The organism is Pseudorhizobium banfieldiae (assembly GCF_000967425.1).
Lineage (GTDB): Bacteria > Pseudomonadota > Alphaproteobacteria > Rhizobiales > Rhizobiaceae > Neorhizobium > Neorhizobium banfieldiae.
Window position 1 is genome coordinate 4,022,063 of the sequence record NZ_FO082820.1, and the last position, 20,238, is coordinate 4,042,300.

Annotated in this window: 20 protein-coding genes; 9 read left to right on the forward strand and 11 right to left on the reverse strand. The window is 62.4% G+C overall.

From position 1 onward, the window contains the following. Window positions 1-58 precede the first annotated feature (58 nt). From NT26_RS19405 to phnG, 3 genes are read right to left on the reverse strand one after another with little or no spacing between them, the layout of a single operon-like run. Window positions 59-1,168, reverse strand: coding sequence for a carbon-phosphorus lyase complex subunit (locus tag NT26_RS19405; protein WP_052641213.1), 1,110 nt, complete (start codon window positions 1,166-1,168; stop codon window positions 59-61). A 10-nt stretch (window positions 1,169-1,178) separates the two neighbouring features. Continuing rightward, window positions 1,179-1,775: a phosphonate C-P lyase system protein PhnH gene (phnH, locus tag NT26_RS19410; protein ID WP_052641215.1), complete on the reverse strand. Its 597-nt coding sequence runs from the start codon at window positions 1,773-1,775 to the stop codon at window positions 1,179-1,181. Continuing rightward, the gene (gene phnG / locus NT26_RS19415) at window positions 1,775-2,251 is read right to left on the reverse strand and encodes a phosphonate C-P lyase system protein PhnG (protein ID WP_052641217.1); all 477 of its coding nucleotides are present in this window, start codon (window positions 2,249-2,251) and stop codon (window positions 1,775-1,777) included. The genes phnH and phnG overlap by 1 nt, the downstream gene beginning before the upstream one ends. A gap of 81 nt (window positions 2,252-2,332) precedes the next feature. Here phnG and phnF point away from each other — a divergent pair, with 81 nt between their 5' ends. After that, the gene (gene phnF / locus NT26_RS19420; RefSeq protein ID WP_052642406.1) at window positions 2,333-3,070 is read left to right on the forward strand and encodes a phosphonate metabolism transcriptional regulator PhnF; all 738 of its coding nucleotides are present in this window, start codon (window positions 2,333-2,335) and stop codon (window positions 3,068-3,070) included. Between the two features lie 23 nt (window positions 3,071-3,093). Here phnF and NT26_RS19425 read toward each other — a convergent pair whose 3' ends face one another. The 6 genes from NT26_RS19425 to mepA all read right to left on the reverse strand — a co-directional run bounded on the left by NT26_RS19425 (window position 3,094) and on the right by mepA (window position 8,988). Continuing rightward, window positions 3,094-3,729 carry a 2,3-bisphosphoglycerate-dependent phosphoglycerate mutase gene (locus NT26_RS19425; RefSeq protein WP_052641219.1) on the reverse strand — a complete coding sequence of 212 codons (636 nt, stop codon included), beginning with the start codon at window positions 3,727-3,729 and terminating at the stop codon, window positions 3,094-3,096. Window positions 3,730-3,750: 21 nt separating this feature from the next. After that, complete coding sequence (gene dapB, locus NT26_RS19430) at window positions 3,751-4,572, reverse strand: 4-hydroxy-tetrahydrodipicolinate reductase (protein ID WP_052641221.1); 822 nt, start codon at window positions 4,570-4,572, stop codon at window positions 3,751-3,753. 19 nt (window positions 4,573-4,591) lie between these two features. Next, window positions 4,592-6,376, reverse strand: coding sequence for an ABC transporter ATP-binding protein (locus tag NT26_RS19435; protein ID WP_052641223.1), 1,785 nt, complete (start codon window positions 6,374-6,376; stop codon window positions 4,592-4,594). Window positions 6,377-6,487: 111 nt separating this feature from the next. Beyond that, window positions 6,488-7,510, reverse strand: coding sequence for a glucokinase (locus NT26_RS19440; RefSeq protein ID WP_052642408.1), 1,023 nt, complete (start codon window positions 7,508-7,510; stop codon window positions 6,488-6,490). A gap of 12 nt (window positions 7,511-7,522) precedes the next feature. Then, a complete protein-coding gene (locus NT26_RS19445) occupies window positions 7,523-7,891 on the reverse strand; it encodes a methylglyoxal synthase (protein ID WP_052641225.1) in 369 nt (122 codons plus the stop codon). A 74-nt stretch (window positions 7,892-7,965) separates the two neighbouring features. Next, complete coding sequence (gene mepA / locus NT26_RS19450) at window positions 7,966-8,988, reverse strand: penicillin-insensitive murein endopeptidase (protein ID WP_244467645.1); 1,023 nt, start codon at window positions 8,986-8,988, stop codon at window positions 7,966-7,968. 197 nt (window positions 8,989-9,185) lie between these two features. Here mepA and NT26_RS19455 point away from each other — a divergent pair, with 197 nt between their 5' ends. From NT26_RS19455 to pncB, 7 genes are all read left to right on the forward strand, one after another. Continuing rightward, entirely contained in the window at window positions 9,186-11,030 is a 1,845-nt protein-coding gene (locus NT26_RS19455; protein ID WP_152338532.1) for an extracellular solute-binding protein, read from the forward strand. 138 nt (window positions 11,031-11,168) lie between these two features. Next, window positions 11,169-12,263: a microcin C ABC transporter permease YejB gene (locus NT26_RS19460; protein WP_052641229.1), complete on the forward strand. Its 1,095-nt coding sequence runs from the start codon at window positions 11,169-11,171 to the stop codon at window positions 12,261-12,263. Then, complete coding sequence (locus NT26_RS19465; RefSeq protein WP_052641231.1) at window positions 12,263-13,405, forward strand: ABC transporter permease; 1,143 nt, start codon at window positions 12,263-12,265, stop codon at window positions 13,403-13,405. The genes NT26_RS19460 and NT26_RS19465 overlap by 1 nt, the downstream gene beginning before the upstream one ends. 4 nt (window positions 13,406-13,409) lie before the next feature. Next, the gene (locus NT26_RS19470; protein WP_052641233.1) at window positions 13,410-15,038 is read left to right on the forward strand and encodes an ABC transporter ATP-binding protein; all 1,629 of its coding nucleotides are present in this window, start codon (window positions 13,410-13,412) and stop codon (window positions 15,036-15,038) included. A 15-nt stretch (window positions 15,039-15,053) separates the two neighbouring features. Continuing rightward, window positions 15,054-16,007: a 2-hydroxyacid dehydrogenase gene (locus NT26_RS19475; RefSeq protein WP_052641235.1), complete on the forward strand. Its 954-nt coding sequence runs from the start codon at window positions 15,054-15,056 to the stop codon at window positions 16,005-16,007. Between the two features lie 81 nt (window positions 16,008-16,088). Beyond that, window positions 16,089-16,400 carry a hypothetical protein gene (locus tag NT26_RS19480; protein ID WP_052641237.1) on the forward strand — a complete coding sequence of 104 codons (312 nt, stop codon included), beginning with the start codon at window positions 16,089-16,091 and terminating at the stop codon, window positions 16,398-16,400. Between the two features lie 164 nt (window positions 16,401-16,564). Next, entirely contained in the window at window positions 16,565-17,869 is a 1,305-nt protein-coding gene (gene pncB, locus NT26_RS19485) for a nicotinate phosphoribosyltransferase (protein WP_052641239.1), read from the forward strand. Window positions 17,870-17,930: 61 nt separating this feature from the next. On the opposite strand, the gene NT26_RS19490 is transcribed toward pncB, so the two are convergent. Both NT26_RS19490 and NT26_RS23025 read right to left on the reverse strand, forming a co-directional pair. Then, window positions 17,931-18,329, reverse strand: a complete 399-nt coding sequence (locus NT26_RS19490) for a DUF1236 domain-containing protein (RefSeq protein WP_052641241.1) — start codon at window positions 18,327-18,329, stop codon at window positions 17,931-17,933. Between the two features lie 119 nt (window positions 18,330-18,448). Then, complete coding sequence (locus NT26_RS23025; RefSeq protein ID WP_172974112.1) at window positions 18,449-18,610, reverse strand: hypothetical protein; 162 nt, start codon at window positions 18,608-18,610, stop codon at window positions 18,449-18,451. Between the two features lie 243 nt (window positions 18,611-18,853). Here NT26_RS23025 and NT26_RS19495 point away from each other — a divergent pair, with 243 nt between their 5' ends. Next, window positions 18,854-20,044 (forward strand): IS481 family transposase, encoded by a 1,191-nt coding sequence (locus NT26_RS19495; RefSeq protein WP_052636742.1) that lies wholly within the window; start codon window positions 18,854-18,856, stop codon window positions 20,042-20,044. Window positions 20,045-20,238: the final 194 nt, after the last annotated feature.

A 20,238-nucleotide genomic window follows, 5' to 3' on the forward strand; every position in this document is an offset into this window, starting at 1 on the left:
GCAGCGAGCGGCCTATGCTGTGCGTACTGGTACAGCGAAACCGGCCGCGACTGATCGTCTATTCCGCAGCGTCTCGAATGGCGCTGTTGACGTTCTCTCCCGCCGCCTCGATGTCGGCGCGCATCTTCCGCACCAGCGCAAGTTCCGCCTGAAAATCCACGTAGTGCGGTAGCTTGAGATGCTCGACGAAGCCCGTCGCCTGCACGTTGTCCGCGTGCGAGATCACGAACTCCTCGTCCTGGGCCGGCGCCGTGACATCCTCACCCAGTTCCTCCGCCCTCAGCGCCCGGTCGACCAGCGACATGCTCATCGCCTTCCGCTCGCTCTGGCCAAAGACCAAGCCATAGCCGCGGGTAAACTGTGGCGGCGCCTTGGAAGAGCCCTTGAACTGGTTGACCATCTGGCATTCCGTCACCTGGATGGAGCCGAGGGAGACTGTAAACCCTAGTTCCGGCACCTCCATCTCGACTTCAACTTCGCCGATACGAATCTCGCCGACGAACGGGTGGTTGCGGCCATAGCCGCGCTGCGTCGAATAGCCGAGTGCCAGCAGGAAGCCCTCGTCGCCGCGGGCAAGGGCCTGCAGTCGCAGGTCGCGCCCCATCGGGAATTCCATCGGTTCGCGCGTGAGGTCCCCGGGCGGCTCGTCGTCCGGCAAGGCGCCGTCCTCCTCGATCAGCCCCTCGGTGGCGAGAATATCGGAGACGCGCGTCGTCGTGTCGGGAAGCGGCTCCTTCCGTGATGGTGTCGGAACCGGTTCATCCGACAGAAGGGAGGGATCGAGCAGGCGGTGGGTGTAGTCAAAAGTCGGCCCGAGTACCTGCCCGCCCGGCAGGTCCTTGTAGGTGGCGGAGATACGCCGTTCGATCGCCATCCGCGCGGTGTCTATGGGAACGGAGGTCCCGAAGCGGGGCAGCGTGGTCCGGTAGGCGCGAAGCAGGAAGATGGCCTCGATCATATCTCCACGAGACTGCCGTACGGCAAGAGCCGCCAATGCTCGGTCGTAGAGGGAGGCTTCCGCCAGGACGCGGTCGACGGCGAGCGCCAGCTGCTCGACGATCTGGTCGATCGTCACGGAAGGCAGCGACCGGTCGCCTCGGCGGCGGTCTGCGAGGAGGCTGTGGGCGGCGTTGATGGCAACCTCGCCACCCTTGACGGCAACATACATGGCGTTCTCCTCAGCCGATCCTGGTTGTGCGGGGAAGGCAGAGCAGGCGGTCGCCGGCTGTCAGGATGACATCGACTCCGCGAGGGAAGATCGAGCGGTTCCCCTTCCAGATCTCGCCGAAAACATCCGGAAGGCCCTCAACGCTCACGGTCCGCCGCTCCTCGATGCCGGGCCCGCTGAGAACGAACTCGCTGCCTTTGCCGATCGATGAGACTTCGATCACGATTGTTGCCGAGCGATCGGGATATTCCTGGGTCCCGGATGCAAATAGGTCGAAGGAATAGAGCCCGGAGGCTGCCTGCAGGAAAACGAACCTTGCCTCGCTTTTCTCCTGCGCGAGAAGAGCACCGGTGTGGAAGCCGATCCAGTCGGCAACGCTTGTTTTAGCAAAGCAGGGCTGGAGCCAGACGGGAGTATCCGCGTCGCATAACGCGAGTGCCACCGCCCCCGCAGCCTTCCCAAGGGGCGACGGTTGTCCGATCTCGGTTGGGATCGATTGAACCGTCCCCGGACGGGCCATCCCGTCCATCAGCGAGCGGAACACGGCTTGTGAATCGAACACCGGGGCGGAGAAGCCGCCGGACAGCGCCTGGACGTTCATGCTCATCAATCGTCTCCGCGTACCATGGTGAAGAAGTCGACGCGCGTCGCCGCCGTCTCTTCCGCCTTCTGCCGATCTTGCTGCGCGATCCGTGCCTCGATCGGGCCAAGGATTTCCGCCTCGACAAAGGCATGTGTCTGATCTTCCTGCCAAAGGGCATCGAAGATCGCTGCCATGCGGACCCTCGCCTTGTCCGTACCAAGGGCATGGGCATGGCCGGCAGTGCCGGAGGCGAGCAAGACGGTGGCTCGCGTGACAGTCGCCTCGCCGAGGTTGAATGGGGCGCCGCCGCCTCCGATCCGGCCCCGGACCATCACCAGTCCCGTTTCCGGCCCGCGGACCGGGTTGACCTCTGGCTTGTCGGAGATTTTCTCCCAGGCGGCGTTCAGTTCATCGAAGGTTGCGCGAGCAAGCAGTGCAGCGGTTCGCTGGCGGCCCTGGCGCGGCCCATCTGAAATGTCGGTCGAGGGGTTTGTCATCATCTTCCCATCAAATGTCTATTGTTATAGACAATCATACAAATTACTCTACAGCTAACGGCAGGATGTAACAAGAGTATGACGATGGCGGCGGGATCTCAGGTTCAACGGCAGAGTGGCGTGGCCCTGTGGCGGCAGATCGCCGATCGCATCCGTGCGTCCATTGCAAACGGCGAATATGACGAGACGGGGAGGGTGCCGCCGGAAATCGTCCTGGCGACGCAATTCGGCGTCAACCGCCACACGGTGCGCAGTGCACTGGCGGCACTCGCCCAGGAAGGCATCGTCCGAGCTATTCAGGGATTGGGTACGATCATTGAGCGAAAGGAACGGTTGAGTTTTCCGATCTCGCGCCGGACGCGGTTCATAGAAGGTCTTGGTACACAGGCGAGGGAGACGGAAGGATTGCTGCTGGAAAGCGGGGAGGAGCCCGCGTCGGAAGATCTTGCGCAAAGGCTCCGGCTTGCAGAAGGTGCGCCCCTCATCCGGCTTGAGATCTTGCGCAAGGCGGATGGCCGGCCGGTTTCCCGGGCGACGGCCTGGTTTCCAGCGTCACGCTTCGCCGGAATCGACGAAGCCTATCGCAACAGTGGGTCCATCACGGCAGCGCTGGACGCCCTGGGACTACCCGACTACCTGCGCGTCACGACGGAGATCACCGCCAGCCATGCGGATCGTTCCGACATGGAAGAACTCGGTCTGTCGGCAGGGGCAGTCCTGCTGGTGACGAGGTCCCTGAATGCGGATCCGAGCGGGACCCCGATCCAGTATTCAGTCAGCCGCTTCCCCGCCGACCGGGTTCAGTTCACGATCGAGAACTGAACATTCGCCGGACCCGTACCGGCTCAGTGCGCGCCGGACATGTCCCCGAGGATTTGCTTGGACGCCACGGTCGAATCCGCATTGAGCCTGTAGACCATCGGCACCCCCGTCGCGAGGTTCAGCTTCAGGATCTCTTCCTTGCTCAGCCGGTCGAGGACCATGACCAGCGCTCTCAGCGAGTTTCCATGGGCCGCGACGAGGACCGTTTCGCCGCGCAGGACGCGGGGCAGGATCTCAGTCATGTAATAGGGCCAGACACGCGCGCCGGTATCGCGCAGGCTTTCGCCGCCTGGCGGCGGAATATCATACGAGCGGCGCCAGATATGCACCTGCTCCTCACCCCACTTCTTGCGGGCATCATCCTTGTTCAGGCCGGAGAGATCGCCATAGTCACGCTCATTGAGCGCCTCGTCGCGGATCGTCTCGAGGTCCGGCTGGCCGACCTTGTCGAGGACGATCCTGAGCGTGTCCTGGGCGCGCTTGAGTACCGAGGTGAAGGCAATATCGAACTTCAGCCCCGCATCCGCCAGCGCCTGACCGCCGATCTCCGCCTCCTGGATGCCGAGCTCCGTCAGGTCCGGATCACGCCAGCCGGTGAAGAGGTTCTTCAGGTTCCATTCGCTCTGGCCGTGGCGAACAAGGACTAGGGTACCGCTCATGAAGTCAATTCCTCCGGATCGTCAGTTGTTGAGCCCGAGCACGTCGAGCATGTCGTAAAGGCCGGGCTTGCGGTCACGGCCCCAAAGCGCCGCCGTCACTGCGCCGCGCGCGAAGATGGAGCGGTCGAGGGCTTTGTGCGAGAGCGTGACCAGTTCGCCTTCGCCGGCAAACAGAACCGAATGGTCCCCGACGACGGAGCCACCGCGCAGCGTGGCGAAGCCGATCGTGCCGGCCTCCCGCGCGCCCGTATGCCCGTCGCGGACCTTGACTGCATTGGGCAACATCTCGATCCCGCGCCCCAGCGCAGCCGCCTGACCCAGCAGCAATGCGGTTCCCGAGGGGGCATCGACCTTGTGCTTGTGATGCATCTCGAGAACTTCGATGTCCCACTGGGCGGGATCGAGCGCGCGCGCAGCCTGCTCCACGAGTACACCGAGCAGGTTCACGCCAAGGCTCATATTGCCGGACTTGATGATGCGCGCATGGCGGCCTGCGGCCCTGATCTTCTCATCGTCGCCCGAAGAACATCCGGTTGTACCAATGACGTGGACGATCCGCGCCTGTGCCGCGAGCCCAGCGAACGCTACTGATGCGGCAGGGCTGGTGAAATCGAGGACGCCGTCGGCATCGACGAAAGCCTGTAGCGGATCGACGGTCATGGGAACGCCCAGATTGCCAACGCCGGCGATTTCACCGGCATCCTTCCCGACGAAGGGTGAGCCCTCTCGCTCGATCGCAGCATGCAGCACGGCGCCGCCGGTTTCATGAATGACCCTGATAAGCGTCTGGCCCATGCGTCCGGCCGCGCCCACCACCACGAGTTTCATCGGATTGTCGCTCATGCCGGCAATGCTTTCATCTTTATGGGCTTGTATCCGGGGATTGCAGATTGTTGAGGCGAGCGTAGAGACCGTCCTCTCGCTGTGCAAGGGTCTCGTGGGTCCCCTCCTCGACAGCCCGTCCCTCGTGCATGACGATGATCTTGTCGGCATTGACCACCGTCGACAGCCGGTGCGCAATAACGATTACCGTGCGGCCACTCATCGCCGTCTCGAGCGCCTTCTGCACCGCTGCTTCGGACTCGTTGTCGAGGGCGGACGTCGCCTCGTCGAGCAGCAGGATCGGTGCATTGCGAACCAGCGCGCGAGCAATCGACAGGCGCTGGCGCTGGCCTCCGGAGAGGGTCACCCCGTTTTCCCCGACAGGCGTCTCGTAACCGAAGGGCTGGGCGAGGATGAAGTCGTGCGCGAAGGCGAGCCTGGCTGCCTCCTCGACCTCAGCATCCGTGGCCTCCGGGCGGCCGTACCGGATGTTGTCGCGGATCGTTCCCTCGAACAGGTAGGGTTGCTGCGACACGTATGCGATGTGCTGGCGCAGCGACATCTTGGTGACGTCGGTAATGTCCTGCCCGTCGATCAGGATGCATCCTTCCGAGGGATCGTAGAAGCGCGGAATGAGATTGATGATCGTCGACTTGCCGGCGCCGGACGGCCCGACCAGGGCAGTCGTCCTGCCCCCGTCGGCCACAAGGTCGACGCCGCGGAGGACGAGGTCGCCGCTCGCATAGGCGAACGAGACGCCGCGGAACTCGATCCTCGCCTCTGTGACGACCAGATCCCGGGCGCCAGGCTTCTCCCTTTGCTGCGGCTGCAGATCGAGGAGGGCATAGATCATCCGCGCATTGACCACCGCCCGCTCCAGGTGCACCTGCAGCTTCGCCAGCCGGCGGGCAGGATCATAGGCCATCAGCAGCGCCGTGACGAAAGCGAAGAACGCGCCTGGCGGCACGCCATCATAGATCGACCGGAAGGCGGCATAGGCGAGCACGCTGGAGATGGCGAAGCCGGCAAAGGTCTCGGTCAACGGTGCCGTCCGCTCCGTCAGCCGGGCAATCCGGTTGGCGCGGTTTTCCGCCTGGCTGATCAGTTTCTCGACCTTGTTTCCAAGCTCCTTTTCCATCGTGAAGGCCTTGACGATGGCAATGCCCTGGATCGTCTCCTGCATGGCGCCGAGCACGTGGCTGTTCAGCTCCACGGATTCGCGCGTCGCGCTCCGCAATCGGCGCGATACGTAGCGGAGGGCGAGGATGAGCGGTGGCGCGACGATGAAAACGATCAGCGACAGGATGGGATCCTTGCTGATCATCACGCCGATCAGCGCGATCAGCGTCAGGAGATCGCGCGCCGTTGAGGTCACGGTGAGATTGAGGACGTCGCGGACGCCATTGACATTCTGGCTGATCTGCGCGGCAAGATGCGCTGACCGGGCCTCGCTGAAGAAGCCGACCGACAACCCCATCAGATGGCTGTAGAGCCGGCGCTGGTAGCGCGCCACGATATTGTTGCCGATCTTCGAAAGGGTCACCGACTGGCCATAGGTGGCAAGTCCCCGCAGGACGAATGCCACGAAGATCGCACCGCAGATGAGCCAGACAATGTCGGCGCGCTGATTGGCGAACGCCTCGTTGACCACCGCCTCCATGATCCAGGCAGTGAACGCCGTCGTCGCTGCCACGACGACCAGGCAGAAGATCGCGAAGGCGTAGCCCTTCACGTGGTCACGGCCGTTCTCCGCGATCACGCGCTTGAGCACGCTTGTCACGGTGCCGGAATCGAGATGCGGCTTCTTGTCTTTCGCTAAGCCCAACAGGCGCTTTCCCGTGTGTGAACGGCCAAGGGCCAGTCGCCCTTGGCGGCTCTATAGCGAGCGGGGGGCGGCTTGGCTAGTGCGGGCGGGCAGCGGGCAAGGAAGGAACGGTCAACGCTGCCAGCGCCGGCCTTGCGTCGAAATCCCGTAGGCCGCGGGTGTTCGCGCATAGCTCCCAAGACCGGCGAGTGCCGCAAGCGGATGGGTGACGACGAAGGTCGGGATGTAGCGCATCAGCTCTGAATGCGGAGCCTTGTCTTCGAAGGCCGCACGGAATTCCGGTTGCTTGAGCGCCGGAATGATCTTCTGGGAAATTCCACCGGCCAGATAGACGCCGCCCTTGGCCATGAAAACCAATGCAAGGTCGCCTGCCAGCCTTCCGAGGTAGGTCGAAAACAGCGAAACCGTCTCCATCGCCTGGTGGTTGCTGCCGGACTGCCAGCCTGCGGTGACGTCCGAGGGAAGAGCGAGTGTCGGCGAGACCCCGTCGGCCGCGCAGACAGCACGGTAGATGTTGACCAGGCCGCGACCACAGAGCAGTTGCTCCGCCGAAATCCGTCCCTCAATGGGTTCCAGATGCGGAAAGATGTCGAAGTCACGCGGCGATCGGGGGCCGATATCGACATGGCCGCCTTCGCCCGGCACGGGAAACCAGGTGTCGCGGGCGTGAACCAGGCCGGCGACGCCAAGCCCCGTCCCGGGCCCGAGCACCACCCGCGACGCCGTCAGGGCCGTGGACGAAGGGCCGATGACATCGCGGTAGTCTTCAGTCAGGCATGCCACCGCCAGCGCCTGCGCCTCGAAATCGTTGAGCACCAGGATATCGTCGAAGCCGAGTTCGGCGATCAGGGACATCGGCCTGACGACCCAGTCGCAGTTGGTCAGGTCGATCTCGTCACCCTCTATCGGGCCCGCAACGGCCAGAATGGCAGAGCGGGGTCGCACGGCAGTCTTCTCCAGCACATCCTGGCGGATTGCGTCATCGATCGTTCCGTAGTCGGCTGTCTGCACATTCGGAAAGCGGATCGGCTCGGCGTCCTCATCGACCAGAATGGAAAAGCGGGCATTGGTGCCGCCGATGTCGCCGAGCAGGATCGGGAAAGGCAGGCGCTCGTTCTCGGTGGCATGGTGCATCGTTCCGTCCATCTATTGGAAGTCGATCAGTTTTTCCGCGGTCGCGCGATTGAGCGCCATGGGAATATCGTAGACCGTCGCCAGCCGCGTCAGGGCCTTGACATCGACGTCGTGCGGCAGGGCGGTAAGCGGATCGATGAAGAAGAGCAGCATGTCGACCTCGCCAGTGGCGATCATCGCCCCGATCTGCTGGTCGCCGCCCAGCGGACCGCTCTTCAGCCGGGTGACGTCAAGGCCGGGGCAGGCATCCTGGACCCTACCGCCCGTTGTTCCTGTCGCAATGATCCGGAAGCGGGACAACGCGTCCTGGTGCTGCCGCGCGAACTCCGCCATGTCGTCCTTCTTCTCGTCATGTGCGATCAGCGCGATGCAACCGGACACAGCCTACTCCCCCTGCAGGGCTTAAATCGATTTACGTGGCTTCTACAGCGACTGTCGCCTGTTGAAAAGCCCGCCTACGGGAAGGGTCGCGGCTGCGGTATCGGCCCATGGTCCGGAAGCATGGTGCCGGTGATGATAGCCTCGATGTCCTGAACCGGCGCCGCCACCGCCATGGGCGCGGAATAGGCGGCCATGCCCGATCCGAGGACGGCCTCTTCCGCGGGCCTGGCCGGTGCGGCGAGGACTGCGGCGCATGCCTTCGGAAGGTCTGAAAGGATCACCGGCCTTGGCTTGACCGGCTTCTCGTTTGGATCCTTCTTCGGTTTCGCCCAGGGCTCGTCGGTGAACCACCAGGCAAGCGACTTGTCGCAGCCGTCGCCGCTCGGAACCCGGGCCTGCGGCTTGCAGCCGGCTGCGCCCGTCGGGCAATGGATGCGGATGTGAAAATGCTCGTCATGGCCGTAGACAGGCCGCACCTTGCCGAGCAGGGACCGATCGCCGCGCCAGGTGTCACAGAGCTTCCTCTTGATGGCGGGGTTGACGAAGACGCGCTCCACCTGCGGGTAACTGGCAGCCTGCATGACCACCCGTGCGTGGGTGTCGGTCCAGCGCCTGGAATCGACGGTGAGGAACTTGCTCTTGTCGAGCATGGAGGTGAACGGAAGATCCTCGCGCTGCTGCCGTGAAAGCGGCTGCGAGGGCTTCGGCGTGAACCAGATGTCCGCATCGAGGCCGATCTGGTGCGAGGCATGCCCGAAGAGCATGGGGCCTCCGCGTGGCTGCGAGATGTCGCCCACTAGGATGCCCGTTCCCCAGCCGAGGCTCGCCGCGTCGCGGGAGAAGCGTTCGAGGAGGGCGATCATCTGAGGATGCCCCCAGCGGCGGTTGCGGGAAAGGCGCATCGCCTGCCAGGTGGGCCCGTCGGTCGGGATGGCGACCGCGCCTGCTATACATCCCTTGGCATAGGAGCCATGGGGAGCGGGCTCGGTACGGCTTGGCAGCTTTGCTCCTCCGAACAGTTCCTTTGCCGGCGTCTCGGCCACCGCCTGGCCGGCGATCAGGAGAAGTCCCGCTCCTGCGGCCAGGAGCCGGGTCATGAATCGTGTTGTGCCGTGCATGCCTGCCGTCGTCCCCGCAAATCACTTCAGCCGAATCTAGCGTGAAAGACGATTTTGTTGAAACGGAGATGCAGGATCGAATCGAGCCGATAATGCGGATGTGAGCGCTCTACGCCTGTATTTTGCCGCGCTTTGCCCTATGCTCCCGGTCAACAAGAACACAAAAGGGATCCCGCATGTTGGCTCGCCGGTTCGCTACCCTGATTTTCTCGTTGGCATTCGCGTCATCAACCCTGCCCGCAGGAGCGCTCGCGCAGGAGCCGGATCGTCGTTGGCAGCATGGCATCGCCACGGTCGGCGAACTGAAGTACCCGGAGGGCTTCCCGCATTTCGACTACGTCAATGCGGAGGCGCCAAAGGGGGGAGCGTTGCGCCTGGCTGTGGAGGGAAGCTATGACACGCTCAACCCGCTCCTTGCACGCGGCGAGCCTGCGAGCGGCCTTGGACATGTCTACGAGCCTCTGCTTGTCACGGCAGATGACGAACTCAATTCGATGTACGGGCTGCTGGCCGAGACCCTCAGCTATCCCGCGGACTATTCCTCGGTCACCTTCCGGTTGCGGGCGGAGGCGAAGTGGGCCGACGGAAACCCGGTCACACCGGAAGACGTGATCTTCAGCTTCGAAAACGCGAAGAAGAACGTCCCGCAGATGGAGTTCTATTATCGCCATGTCGTCAACGCCGAAAAGACCGGCGACCGCGAGATCACCTTCACGTTTGACGAGCCGAACAACCGGGAACTGCCCCAGATCGTTGGCCAGTTGACGATCGTGCCGAAGCACTGGTGGGAGGGCACCGGCCCGAACGGCCAGCCGCGCGATATTACCCGCACGTCGCTTGAGCCGCCGGTCGGTTCGGGTCCTTACAAGGTGGGCTCCGTGACACCGGGCTCCGTCGTTTCCTACGAATTGCGCGACGACTACTGGGGCAGCAAGCTCAACGTGAACATCGGCCAGAACAACTTCCGCACCATCACCTACCGCTACTATGCCGACCGCGACGTGATGTTTGAATCCTTCCGCTCGGGCAACGAGGACTACTGGTGGGAGAATACCGCCCGCCGCTGGGCGACTGCCTATGATTTCCCGGCGGTGAAGGATGGCCGCGTCAAGCTCGAGGAGCACGAGAACGAGCTTCGCAAGGTCGGTGTCATGGTCGGCTTCGTCTTCAACACGCGCCGTGAGAAGTTCTCGGACCCGCGGGTGCGCGAGGCGCTCAACTACGCCTTCGATTTCGAGGAACTGCGGCGCACCATCTTCTACGACTCCTACGACCGCGTCGACAGCTTCTTCTTCCGCACCGAGCTTGCGTCCTCCGGGCTGCCGGAGGGACGGGAACTGGAAATCCTGAACGAGGTGAAGGATCTCGTGCCCGCCAAAGTCTTCACGACACCCTACGCGAACCCGGTGAATGGTGATCCGCAGAAGCTGCGCGAGAACCTGCGGAAGGCCGTGAGCCTCTTGCGCCAAGCAGGCTATGAACTCCGCGGCAACCGAATGGTCAATGCTAAGACGGGCGAACCGCTGAGCTTCGAGATCATGCTCGGCGGGCCGACTATCGAGCCCGTCGCGCTGGCATTCTCGCGAAACCTGAAGATGATCGGCGTCGAAGCCACGGTCCGTAGCGTCGAGCAGTCGCAGTTCACCAACCGCTGGCGTTCGCGCGATTTCGACGTCATGTACAATGCCTGGAGCCAGAGCATGAACCCGGGCAACGAACAGGCCGAGTATTGGAGTTCCGACGCCGCGAAGCGCGAAGGGTCGCAGAACTACAGCGGCATCAGCGATCCGGGGGTCGACGCCCTCATCCGCAAGGTGATCTTCGCCAAGGATCGCGACGAGCAGATTGCCGCCGTGCGGGCCCTCGACCGGGTTCTGCTCGCGCATCATATCATTGTGCCGAGCTACAGCTCGAAGACATCGCGCATCGCCTATTGGGACACGATCGCACACCCGGAAGAACTGCCGGAGTATTCCCTGGGCTTTCCGGCGATCTGGTGGTCCACCAAGGCCGCGAACTAGCCTCCCGCCGGGCACTGTGGCATCACTAGTCGTACGAATCACCAAACATGCGGCCCTGGCCGTGAAGGAAGGACGATATCGGTTGACGCTGACCATGCCGAGCGCTCGTGCTCCCGCCGTTTCCGGAGCTAGCTCCTGATGGGTGCCTATATTCTCCGACGCCTGCTGCTGATGATCCCGACCATGATCGGCATCATGGGCATATCCTTCCTGGTGGTGCAGTTTGCGCCGGGCGGCCCTGTCGAGCAGGTGATCGCGCAACTGACCGGTCAGGGGGACAGTGCCTCCGACAGGCTCTCCGGTGGCGGAGATCTTCTCGGCTCCCAGGGCGGCGGCTTTGAGGACAACTCCCGGTATCGCGGGGCGCAGGGACTGGATCCGGAATTCATAGCCAAGCTCGAGCAGCAGTTCGGTTTCGACAAGCCGCCGCTCACCCGCTTCCTCGACATGATGTGGGACTATATCCGTTTCGATTTCGGCGAGAGCTTCTTCCGCAACGCTTCGGTGATGGACCTGATCATCGACAAGCTGCCGGTCTCCATTTCGCTCGGCTTCTGGATCCTCATCATCTCCTATCTGATCTCGATCCCGCTCGGGATCCGAAAGGCGGTCAAGGACGGGTCCGCCTTCGACATCTGGACCTCAGGGATCATCATCGTCGGCTACGCAGTCCCGAGCTTCCTTTTCGGCATCCTGCTGATCGTCCTGTTTGCCGGAGGCTCCTTCTTCGACTGGTTCCCGTTGCGCGGGCTGGTGTCGGAGAATTTTGCGCAGCTTACCTGGTGGGAAAAGATCATCGACTACTTCTGGCACCTGACATTGCCGCTGATCGCCCTGTCACTGTCGGCCTTCGCGACGACGACGCTGCTGACCAAGAACTCCTTCCTGGACGAGATACGCAAGCAGTATGTGGTCACCGCGCGTGCGAAAGGATTGCCCGAGCGGCGCGTGCTCTACGGACACGTCTTTCGCAACGCCATGCTGATCGTCATCGCCGGCTTTCCCGGAGCCTTCATCTCCGCCTTCTTCACCGGCTCGCTCTTGATCGAGAATATCTTTTCGCTCGATGGCCTGGGGCGCCTCGGCTACCTCGCCGTCGTCAACCGTGACTATCCGATCGTCTTCGGCACGCTTTACATCTTCTCGCTCATGGGTCTCGTCGTCAGCCTGATCTCTGACCTGATCTACACCTGGATCGACCCGCGGATCGACTTCGAGCGGAGGGATGTGTGATGGAGGCGCCCGCCACGATGCCGGCCGCAATGTCGCGCCCGCGACGCGATTGGCTGTCGCCTACCAATCGCCGCCGTCTGCAGAATTTCAAGGCAAACGGACGCGGCTACTGGTCCTTCTGGATCTTCATGGTCATCTTCACTCTCAGCCTGTTTGCGGAGTTCATCGCGAATGACCGGCCGATTGTAGCGTCCTACAAGGGCGAGATACTGTTTCCGGTGCTGGTGGACTATCCGGAAGAGAAGTTCGGTGGCTTCCTCGCCACCACCGACTACCGGTCCTCCTTCATTGCCGACGAGATCGAGGCGAATGGCTGGATGATCTGGCCGCCGATCCGCTATTCCTACCAGACGGTCAACTCCAACATCCCGCATTCTGCTCCCACGGCACCCTTCTGGTTGATGGAAGAGGAGCAGCGTTGTGCGGGCTATCCGCTCGGACCGGAGGACCCGGCCTGCATCCTCGGCAATCTCAACTGGCTCGGGACGGACGATCAGGCGCGGGACGTCACCGCCCGCATCATCTACGGCTTCCGCGTCTCGGTTCTCTTCGGCCTGGCGCTGACCATAGCCTCCGCCGTGATCGGTGTGACGGCCGGGGCCATACAGGGCTATTTCGGGGGCTGGACGGACCTCCTGTTCCAGCGCTTCATCGAGATCTGGTCGTCGATGCCGGTCCTTTACATACTGTTGATCATTGCCGCGATCCTGCCACCCGGCTTCTTCGTCCTGCTCGGGATCATGTTGCTCTTCTCTTGGGTCGGCTTTGTCGGCATTGTCCGCGCCGAATTCCTGAGGGCGCGAAACTTCGAATATGTGAATGCTGCCCGCGCGCTCGGTGTCGGCAACTGGACCATCATGTTCCGCCACCTGCTTCCCAACGCCATGGTCGCGACGCTGACCTTCCTGCCCTTCATTCTCTCGGGTTCGATCGCTACCCTGACATCGCTGGACTTCCTCGGCTTCGGCATGCCGCCCGGCTCGCCTTCGCTGGGGGAGATGATCGCCCAGGGCAAGAACAACCTGCAGGCACCGTGGCTGGGGCTGACCGCCTTCTTCACCATGTCGATCATGCTGTCCCTGCTGATCTTCATCGGCGAGGCGATCCGCGACGCCTTCGATCCGCGCAAGACCTTCCGGTGAACCGATGACCGAGCCTCTTCTCTCCGTTCGCGATCTGTCGGTTGCCTTTCACCAGGGGAAAGAGACGTCGCGCGCCATGGATGGTGTCTCTTTCGACATCATGCCGGGCGAGGTTGTCGCTCTGGTCGGTGAATCGGGCTCCGGCAAGTCGGTCACGGCCAATTCGATCCTGCGCCTCTTGCCCTATCCGGCCGCCAGCCATCCCTCCGGAGAAATTATCTTTGGCGGGCATGACCTGTTGAAGGCCTCCGATCAGATGTTGAGGCAGGTGCGCGGCAACGACATCACGATGATCTTCCAGGAGCCGATGACGTCGCTCAATCCGCTTCACACGATCGAGAAGCAGATCGGCGAGATCCTCGATCTCCACCAGGGCATGACCGGCCAGGCGGCGCGGGCGCGCATCCTGGAACTGTTGAACCAGGTCGGCATCCGTGAGCCTGAGAAGCGGCTGCAGGCTTATCCGCACCAGCTATCCGGCGGCCAGCGGCAGCGTGTGATGATCGCCATGGCACTCGCCAACCGACCGAAGCTCCTGGTCGCGGATGAACCGACGACGGCGCTCGACGTCACCGTTCAGGCACAGATCCTCGAACTCCTGAGCCGGCTGAAGGGCGAGCATGGCATGTCCATGCTCTTCATCACCCACGATCTCGGCATCGTCCGCAAGTTTGCAGACCGCGTCTGTGTCATGACCCGGGGGAAGATTGTCGAAACCGGCAATGTCGAGGACGTGTTCACACACCCGCAGCACGAGTACACGCGCCACCTCTTGGCGTCCGAACCCCGGGGCGAACCGCCGGTGGCGGATCCCACCAAGCCGATCGTAATGGAAGGGCAGGATGTTCGTGTCTGGTTCCCGATCAAGGCAGGCCTGATGCGGCGGGTCGTGGATCACGTCAAGGCCGTCGATGGCGTCAGCCTGTCGCTGCGGGCCGGCGAAACGCTGGGCGTGGTGGGGGAATCTGGATCGGGCAAGACAACGCTCGGTCTCGCGCTGGCGCGCCTGATCTCGTCGGAGGGCAGGATCGCCTTCATAGGCAATGACATCGGCAACTACTCGTTCAAGCAGATGCGGCCGCTGCGTGATCGCCTCCAGGTCGTCTTCCAGGATCCCTACGGATCGCTCAGCCCGCGCATGTCCGTGGGTGAAATCATCGCGGAGGGGCTGAAGGTCCATGAGCCGTCGCTCTCCCCGGACGAGCGCGACGAACGGGTGCGCTGGGCCCTGACCGAGGTCGGGCTTGATCCCGACACCCGCTGGCGCTACCCCCACGAGTTCTCCGGCGGGCAGCGGCAGCGCATCGCCATTGCTCGAGCCATGGTGCTGAAGCCACGTTTCGTGATGCTGGACGAGCCGACTTCAGCGCTCGACATGACGGTGCAGGCGCAGGTGGTCGACCTTCTGCGCGACCTGCAGAAGAAGCACGAACTCGCCTACCTCTTCATCAGCCACGACCTGAAGGTCGTGAAGGCGCTCGCCAACCATGTCATCGTCATGCGCGGTGGCAAGGTCGTCGAGGAAGGGCCGTCGGAGCAAATTTTCCAGGCGCCTCAGCAGGACTATACCAAGGCACTGATGGCCGCGGCCTTTGATCTCAGGGCGGTCGACACGGCTGCCATCAGCCAGTAGTGCGACGAGGATTCCATGTCATCTTCCAAACCGGCCGTCGTCATCGATCTGAAGTTCGAGCGTCGTGAAATCGACGCCGCCCTCAGCCACGCCTTGCCGGGGCGCAAGGTAATGCTGGCGGCCGACAAGGATCAGGATCTGTCGTCGGCGCGATATGCAGTCGTGTGGAAGCCCGATCGCGACCTGTTTCTCCGGGCGCCCAATCTCCAGGTGCTGTTCTCCGGCGGCGCCGGCGTCGATCACATCCTCACCATACCCGATCTGCCTCCGCTCCCCATTGTCCGCTTCGTCGACGAAAGCCTCACCACCCGCATGAGCGAGTGGGTGGTGCTGCAATGCCTCAGCCATCTGCGCCAGGCTCCGGCCTATCTGAGGCAGCAACGCGATCATCTGTGGCGCGAACTGCCGCAGCCGGAGGCGAAGGACGTCACGGTCGGCATCATGGGCCTCGGCGTGCTCGGGCGGGATTCGGCAGCAAAGCTGAAGATGATGGGCTTCAATGTGATCGGCTGGTCGAGAAGTGCGAAGGACATCGAAGGCATCGACACCTTCGACATCTCCGGGCTCGACGATTTCCTGTCGAGAACGGATATTCTGGTCGGGCTTCTTCCCCTGACACCGGATACCCAAGCACTCTTCGACGCAAGCCTGTTTCGCAAGCTTCGGCGGGGTGGCGCCCTTGGCGGTCCGGCGTTCATCAACGCCGGGCGGGGCGGAAGCCAGGTGGAGCGAGACCTGCTGGAAGCCCTCGGCAACGGGACACTACGCGGCGCCTCGCTGGACGTCTTCGAGGTCGAGCCGCTACGGGCAGACAGCCCGTTCTGGAGCCTGGAGAACATCATCATCACGCCGCACGCTGCCTCTGCGACCGATGTGCGGGCACTCCTGCGTCACGTCGAGCAACAGATCGACCGACATGAGGCGAACCAGCCGATGCAGCATGTCGTCGACCGCACCGTCGGTTATTGACCCGACGGAACTTCGCTGGGCGCAGATCGTTCCCCTGCCAAGAGATCGGCCGAGCCCGGCCGCGCAGAGGAGCGACATCAGATGAACACCCGTTTTGATCCCAATGATCCCAGTACCGGCAGCCGACATCCTGGTACCACCGAAAAGCCTTTGAGCGGCACGGAGGCGAGACAGGGTCGCGCGGGCTTTCCGGTTCTGAAGGTACTGATTGCCGGCATCGTCCTCGTCATGATCGCCTGGGGCGTTGCCGAGATCTGGGGCCAGTCGACTGAGCCGCCTGCAGAACAGACGGCGACGCCGCCTGCCGGAGACACGGCGCCCGTCACGCAAGAGGCGCAGCCGTCTGCGGATCCGGCGGCTGCTCCGCCGGCCGCCAACGCACCAGCCAACTGACACGAATTCCATTCTGGTACCTTCGGCCGCGACCTGCCGCGGCCGAATTGGCGTGTGGACTTGCCGGTGATTTTTCCCTAAGTCTTGCGACCCGGAGGCGGTTCGCGGACTGGCCTTCGTTCCGATGAGTCGAGCCGGCCCCCCTGGGCCAAGGCAGGACAGGCATGACGAAGACCGATATCGCTACCCGGGTTTACAACCACACCTGGAAGCTCGACCCGATCATTCGCAGCCTGATCGATACCGATTTCTATAAGCTCCTGATGCTGCAGATGATATGGAAGCTCTATCCGGACGTCGATGCGACATTCTCCCTTATCAACCGGACGAAGACGGTACGCCTGGCGGAGGAGATCGACGAGCGGGAACTACGTGAGCAGCTGGACCACGCGCGCAGCCTCCACCTGTCTAAGAAGGAGATGATCTGGCTTGCCGGTAACACCTTCTATGGACGCAAGCAGATCTTCGAGCCTGAGTTCCTGAACTGGCTCGCAACCTTCCAGCTGGCGGAATACGAACTCTCCAAGCGCGACGGCCAGTATGAGCTGAACTTCCACGGCCGCTGGATGGAAACCACGATGTGGGAAATCCCGGCGCTCGCCATCATCAACGAGTTGCGTTCTCGTGCAGCCATGCGGCACATGGGCCCCTTTGCTCTCGATGTGCTCTATGCGCGGGCCAAGGCCAAGATGTGGGAGAAGGTCGAGCGTCTGCGGGCGCTTCCGGGGCTTCGGATATCCGATTTCGGGACGCGCCGGCGTCACAGTTTCCTGTGGCAGCGCTGGTGCGTGGAAGCCCTGAAGGAAGGGATCGGTGCCGGCTTCACCGGCACCAGCAACGTGCTTCTCGCGATGGATTCTGACCTGGAAGCGGTGGGAACCAATGCGCACGAACTCCCGATGGTAATGGCAGCCTTGGCGGATTCGGACGAGGAACTGCGGGCTGCCCCCTACAAGGTCCTGAAGGACTGGAACCGGCTCTATGGTGGCAACCTGCTCATCGTCCTGCCAGACGCCTTCGGTACGACGGCCTTCCTGCGCGATGCGCCGGAATGGGTTGCGGACTGGACGGGGTTTCGACCCGACAGCGCACCGCCCATCGAGGGCGGAGAGAAGATCATCGACTGGTGGCAGCGCATGGGACGAGATCCGAGAAGCAAGCTTCTGATCTTTTCGGATGGACTGGATGTCGATGCGATCATCGACACCTACCGCCATTTCGAGGGTCGGGTTCGGATGAGCTTCGGCTGGGGTACCAACCTCACCAATGACTTCGCCGGCTGCGCCCCTCAATATGTGGAGAGCCTGAAGCCGATCTCGCTTGTCTGCAAGGTGAGCGAGGCGAACGGCCGCCCCGCCGTCAAGCTGTCCGACAATCCGCGCAAGGCGACCGGCGATCCGGCGGAGGTGGAGCGTTACCTTCGCTTCTTTGGTGCCGAGGACCGCGTCGATCAGGCGGTGCTCGTCTGACAAGACAATAAAGAGCCCCGCCGGTGAGCGGGGCTCTAGATCAACATTCTGACGCCAGAACTTACTGAATGACCTGCACCACCGTGCGGGTCTGCGGATCGACGATCACGCGCTGCTCGTTGACGACTGCATAAGCATAGGTCTCATGCTCGGGCACCGGCGTCAGGACGACAGTCTCGGGCAGGGGCTTGCCGACGACGATTTCCTCTTCAACGGCGACACGTGCCGAAGGAGCAGGCTGCGTCTCGACGTAGCGGATGACTTCCTGCGGCGGCGGGTCGATGGCCGTACCCAGGGCTGCACCGGCAATCCCGCCGACGGCAGCACCGACAGGCCCGCCGATGATGGCGCCGGTTACGGCCCCACCGGCTGCACCGCTGGCGGTTCCTTCCTGGGCGGAGGCGCCGGTTGCGAACATGGCTGCGAGAATAGCGCTAGAAGCAATGAGGATCTTTTTCATGTCTTTCTCCTTTCGTTGCCCTTCCGCGCAGAAGAACCCCCAGGGAGGAAGCTTGTTCCGGTTTTTCTTATAACCGTTCTTAAACTGACGTCATTTTTCGCGAGGCCTTGGCTCGGCCGTCAGTGCAAAGTCTCGCCGATAATTTCATCCTGCAATATCGCAAGCGCCTCCTCCAGCGCCTCGACGAGAACATCCGTCAACGTGTCAAGGTCGTTGTCTTCGAGGAAGAGGGTGAGCATTTGCTCGGAAATGGCGCCCGGAAGGTCGAGATCATGAGACATTTACATTGCCCTTTGTGGAACCCGTTCATCGGGCCACCAAAGCTATGCCCGTCCTTCCTTGCGCGGACCTAGTCGCGCCGCGCCATTCCTGACACGACAAAGCCAGCCTTGACCCAGGAGCCACGAAAAATGGGCCTGATGCCTGAACTAGAGCAAATGATCTCGGTTGTCCGACCTGGGAGATAGGTGACATTTCGTACCGGAGACATGGGTAACACTTTTCGACTTTGTCGGGAGGTGTCGATGCCGTGGAGAGAGACTTCGGTCATGGAGGAACGTCTACGATTTGTCGCCCGGCTGCTTGAGGGCGAAGGCATGAGCGAGGTGTGCCGAGCGTTCGGCATCTCGCGCAAGACCGGCTACAAGATCTTCAACCGCTACAAGGATGATGGCCTAGAAGCGCTGACCGATCGATCCCGACGGCCGGTGCGCTATGCCAACCAGTTGCCGGATACGGTTGAGGCGATGATTGTTCGCCTCAAGAAGGAGAAGCCTTACTGGGGTGCCAGGAAGATCAGGGAACTGCTCGTCAAACGGCTGGCCGGCGATGTGCGCATTCCGGCAAAGAGCACCGTACACGCCGTACTCGATCGTCATGGCCTTGTGAGCCAGGCCCGCAAGAGGAACCGGGCGAACAAGGCCGTCGGCACGCAGCTATCGGCAGCACCTGGTCCCAACGATCTCTGGTGCGCCGACTTCAAGGGCGAGTTCAAGCTGGGCAACGGCCAATACTGTTACCCCTTGACGATCACCGACCAGCTCTCGCGCTATCTTCTGTGTTGCGAGGCCTTCGAATCGACGCGCGAACAGGGTGTCTTCGAGGCCTTTCGGCGGGTTTTTGCCGAGCGGGGCCTACCGGCCGCGATCCGCTCCGACAACGGCCTGCCCTTCGCCAGTCCCAACGGGCTCTACAATCTGTCAAAGCTCTCGGTCTGGTGGCTCAGGCTCGGCATCGCCCTCGAGCGCATCCGTCCCGGCCACCCGCAGGAGAACGGCCGCCACGAGCGCATGCACCTGACGCTCAAGAAGGAAGCGACGAGGCCGCCGGGCCGCAATATCCTGCAGCAGCAGATGCGTTTCGACGGTTTCGTCAGCGAATTCAATGAAGAACGGCCGCATGAGGCGCTGTCTATGAAGGTACCGGCAGAGCTCTACACCACATCGCCCAGACTCTATCAGGGCCTGCCGGACATCGACTATCCCTTCCACGATCGCGACGCCATCGTCACCAACTGCGGGCGGCTTTGCATCCATCGCAAGAAGATCAATATCTCGACGGTGCTGGCCGGACAGAGGCTCGGGCTCAAGGAAGTCGACGACGGCATTTGGCTCGTCAGCTTCATGCACTATGATCTCGGATATATCGACCTGGAGCAGAGAACATTGCAAACCATCGACAACCCGTTCGGCACGAGGTTGTCACCCATGTCTTAGGGACAAACCGTTACCTATGTCTCCGGGTCGGACAGGTGGGAAATGGCGGACAGAGAGGGATTGCTCTTGCAGACGGTAGTTAGCAAATTCAATCAGTTAGGGGTGTCTAGGAAGCGTCCCTTGTAGCAAAAATTGTAGCAGCCATCGGCCCGCGACTGTTGAAGAACGGCCGCGACTCTCGCCATTCTCACCTA

Excerpts from the sequence above, each read along its gene's own strand:
- NT26_RS19405 (WP_052641213.1), bottom strand. The coding sequence starts at position 1,168 with ATGTATGTTGCCGTCAAGGGTGGCGAGGTTGCCATCAACGCCGCCCAC.
- phnH (WP_052641215.1), bottom strand. The coding sequence starts at position 1,775 with ATGAGCATGAACGTCCAGGCGCTGTCCGGCGGCTTCTCCGCCCCGGTG.
- phnG (WP_052641217.1), bottom strand. The coding sequence starts at position 2,251 with ATGATGACAAACCCCTCGACCGACATTTCAGATGGGCCGCGCCAGGGC.
- phnF (WP_052642406.1), top strand. The coding sequence starts at position 2,333 with ATGGCGGCGGGATCTCAGGTTCAACGGCAGAGTGGCGTGGCCCTGTGG.
- NT26_RS19425 (WP_052641219.1), bottom strand. The coding sequence starts at position 3,729 with ATGAGCGGTACCCTAGTCCTTGTTCGCCACGGCCAGAGCGAATGGAAC.
- dapB (WP_052641221.1), bottom strand. The coding sequence starts at position 4,572 with ATGAGCGACAATCCGATGAAACTCGTGGTGGTGGGCGCGGCCGGACGC.
- NT26_RS19440 (WP_052642408.1), bottom strand. The coding sequence starts at position 7,510 with ATGCACCATGCCACCGAGAACGAGCGCCTGCCTTTCCCGATCCTGCTC.
- mepA (WP_244467645.1), bottom strand. The coding sequence starts at position 8,988 with ATGACCCGGCTCCTGGCCGCAGGAGCGGGACTTCTCCTGATCGCCGGC.
- NT26_RS19455 (WP_152338532.1), top strand. The coding sequence starts at position 9,186 with ATGTTGGCTCGCCGGTTCGCTACCCTGATTTTCTCGTTGGCATTCGCG.
- NT26_RS19460 (WP_052641229.1), top strand. The coding sequence starts at position 11,169 with ATGGGTGCCTATATTCTCCGACGCCTGCTGCTGATGATCCCGACCATG.
- NT26_RS19465 (WP_052641231.1), top strand. The coding sequence starts at position 12,263 with ATGGAGGCGCCCGCCACGATGCCGGCCGCAATGTCGCGCCCGCGACGC.
- NT26_RS19470 (WP_052641233.1), top strand. The coding sequence starts at position 13,410 with ATGACCGAGCCTCTTCTCTCCGTTCGCGATCTGTCGGTTGCCTTTCAC.
- NT26_RS19475 (WP_052641235.1), top strand. The coding sequence starts at position 15,054 with ATGTCATCTTCCAAACCGGCCGTCGTCATCGATCTGAAGTTCGAGCGT.
- NT26_RS19480 (WP_052641237.1), top strand. The coding sequence starts at position 16,089 with ATGAACACCCGTTTTGATCCCAATGATCCCAGTACCGGCAGCCGACAT.
- pncB (WP_052641239.1), top strand. The coding sequence starts at position 16,565 with ATGACGAAGACCGATATCGCTACCCGGGTTTACAACCACACCTGGAAG.
- NT26_RS19490 (WP_052641241.1), bottom strand. The coding sequence starts at position 18,329 with ATGAAAAAGATCCTCATTGCTTCTAGCGCTATTCTCGCAGCCATGTTC.
- NT26_RS23025 (WP_172974112.1), bottom strand. The coding sequence starts at position 18,610 with ATGTCTCATGATCTCGACCTTCCGGGCGCCATTTCCGAGCAAATGCTC.
- NT26_RS19495 (WP_052636742.1), top strand. The coding sequence starts at position 18,854 with ATGCCGTGGAGAGAGACTTCGGTCATGGAGGAACGTCTACGATTTGTC.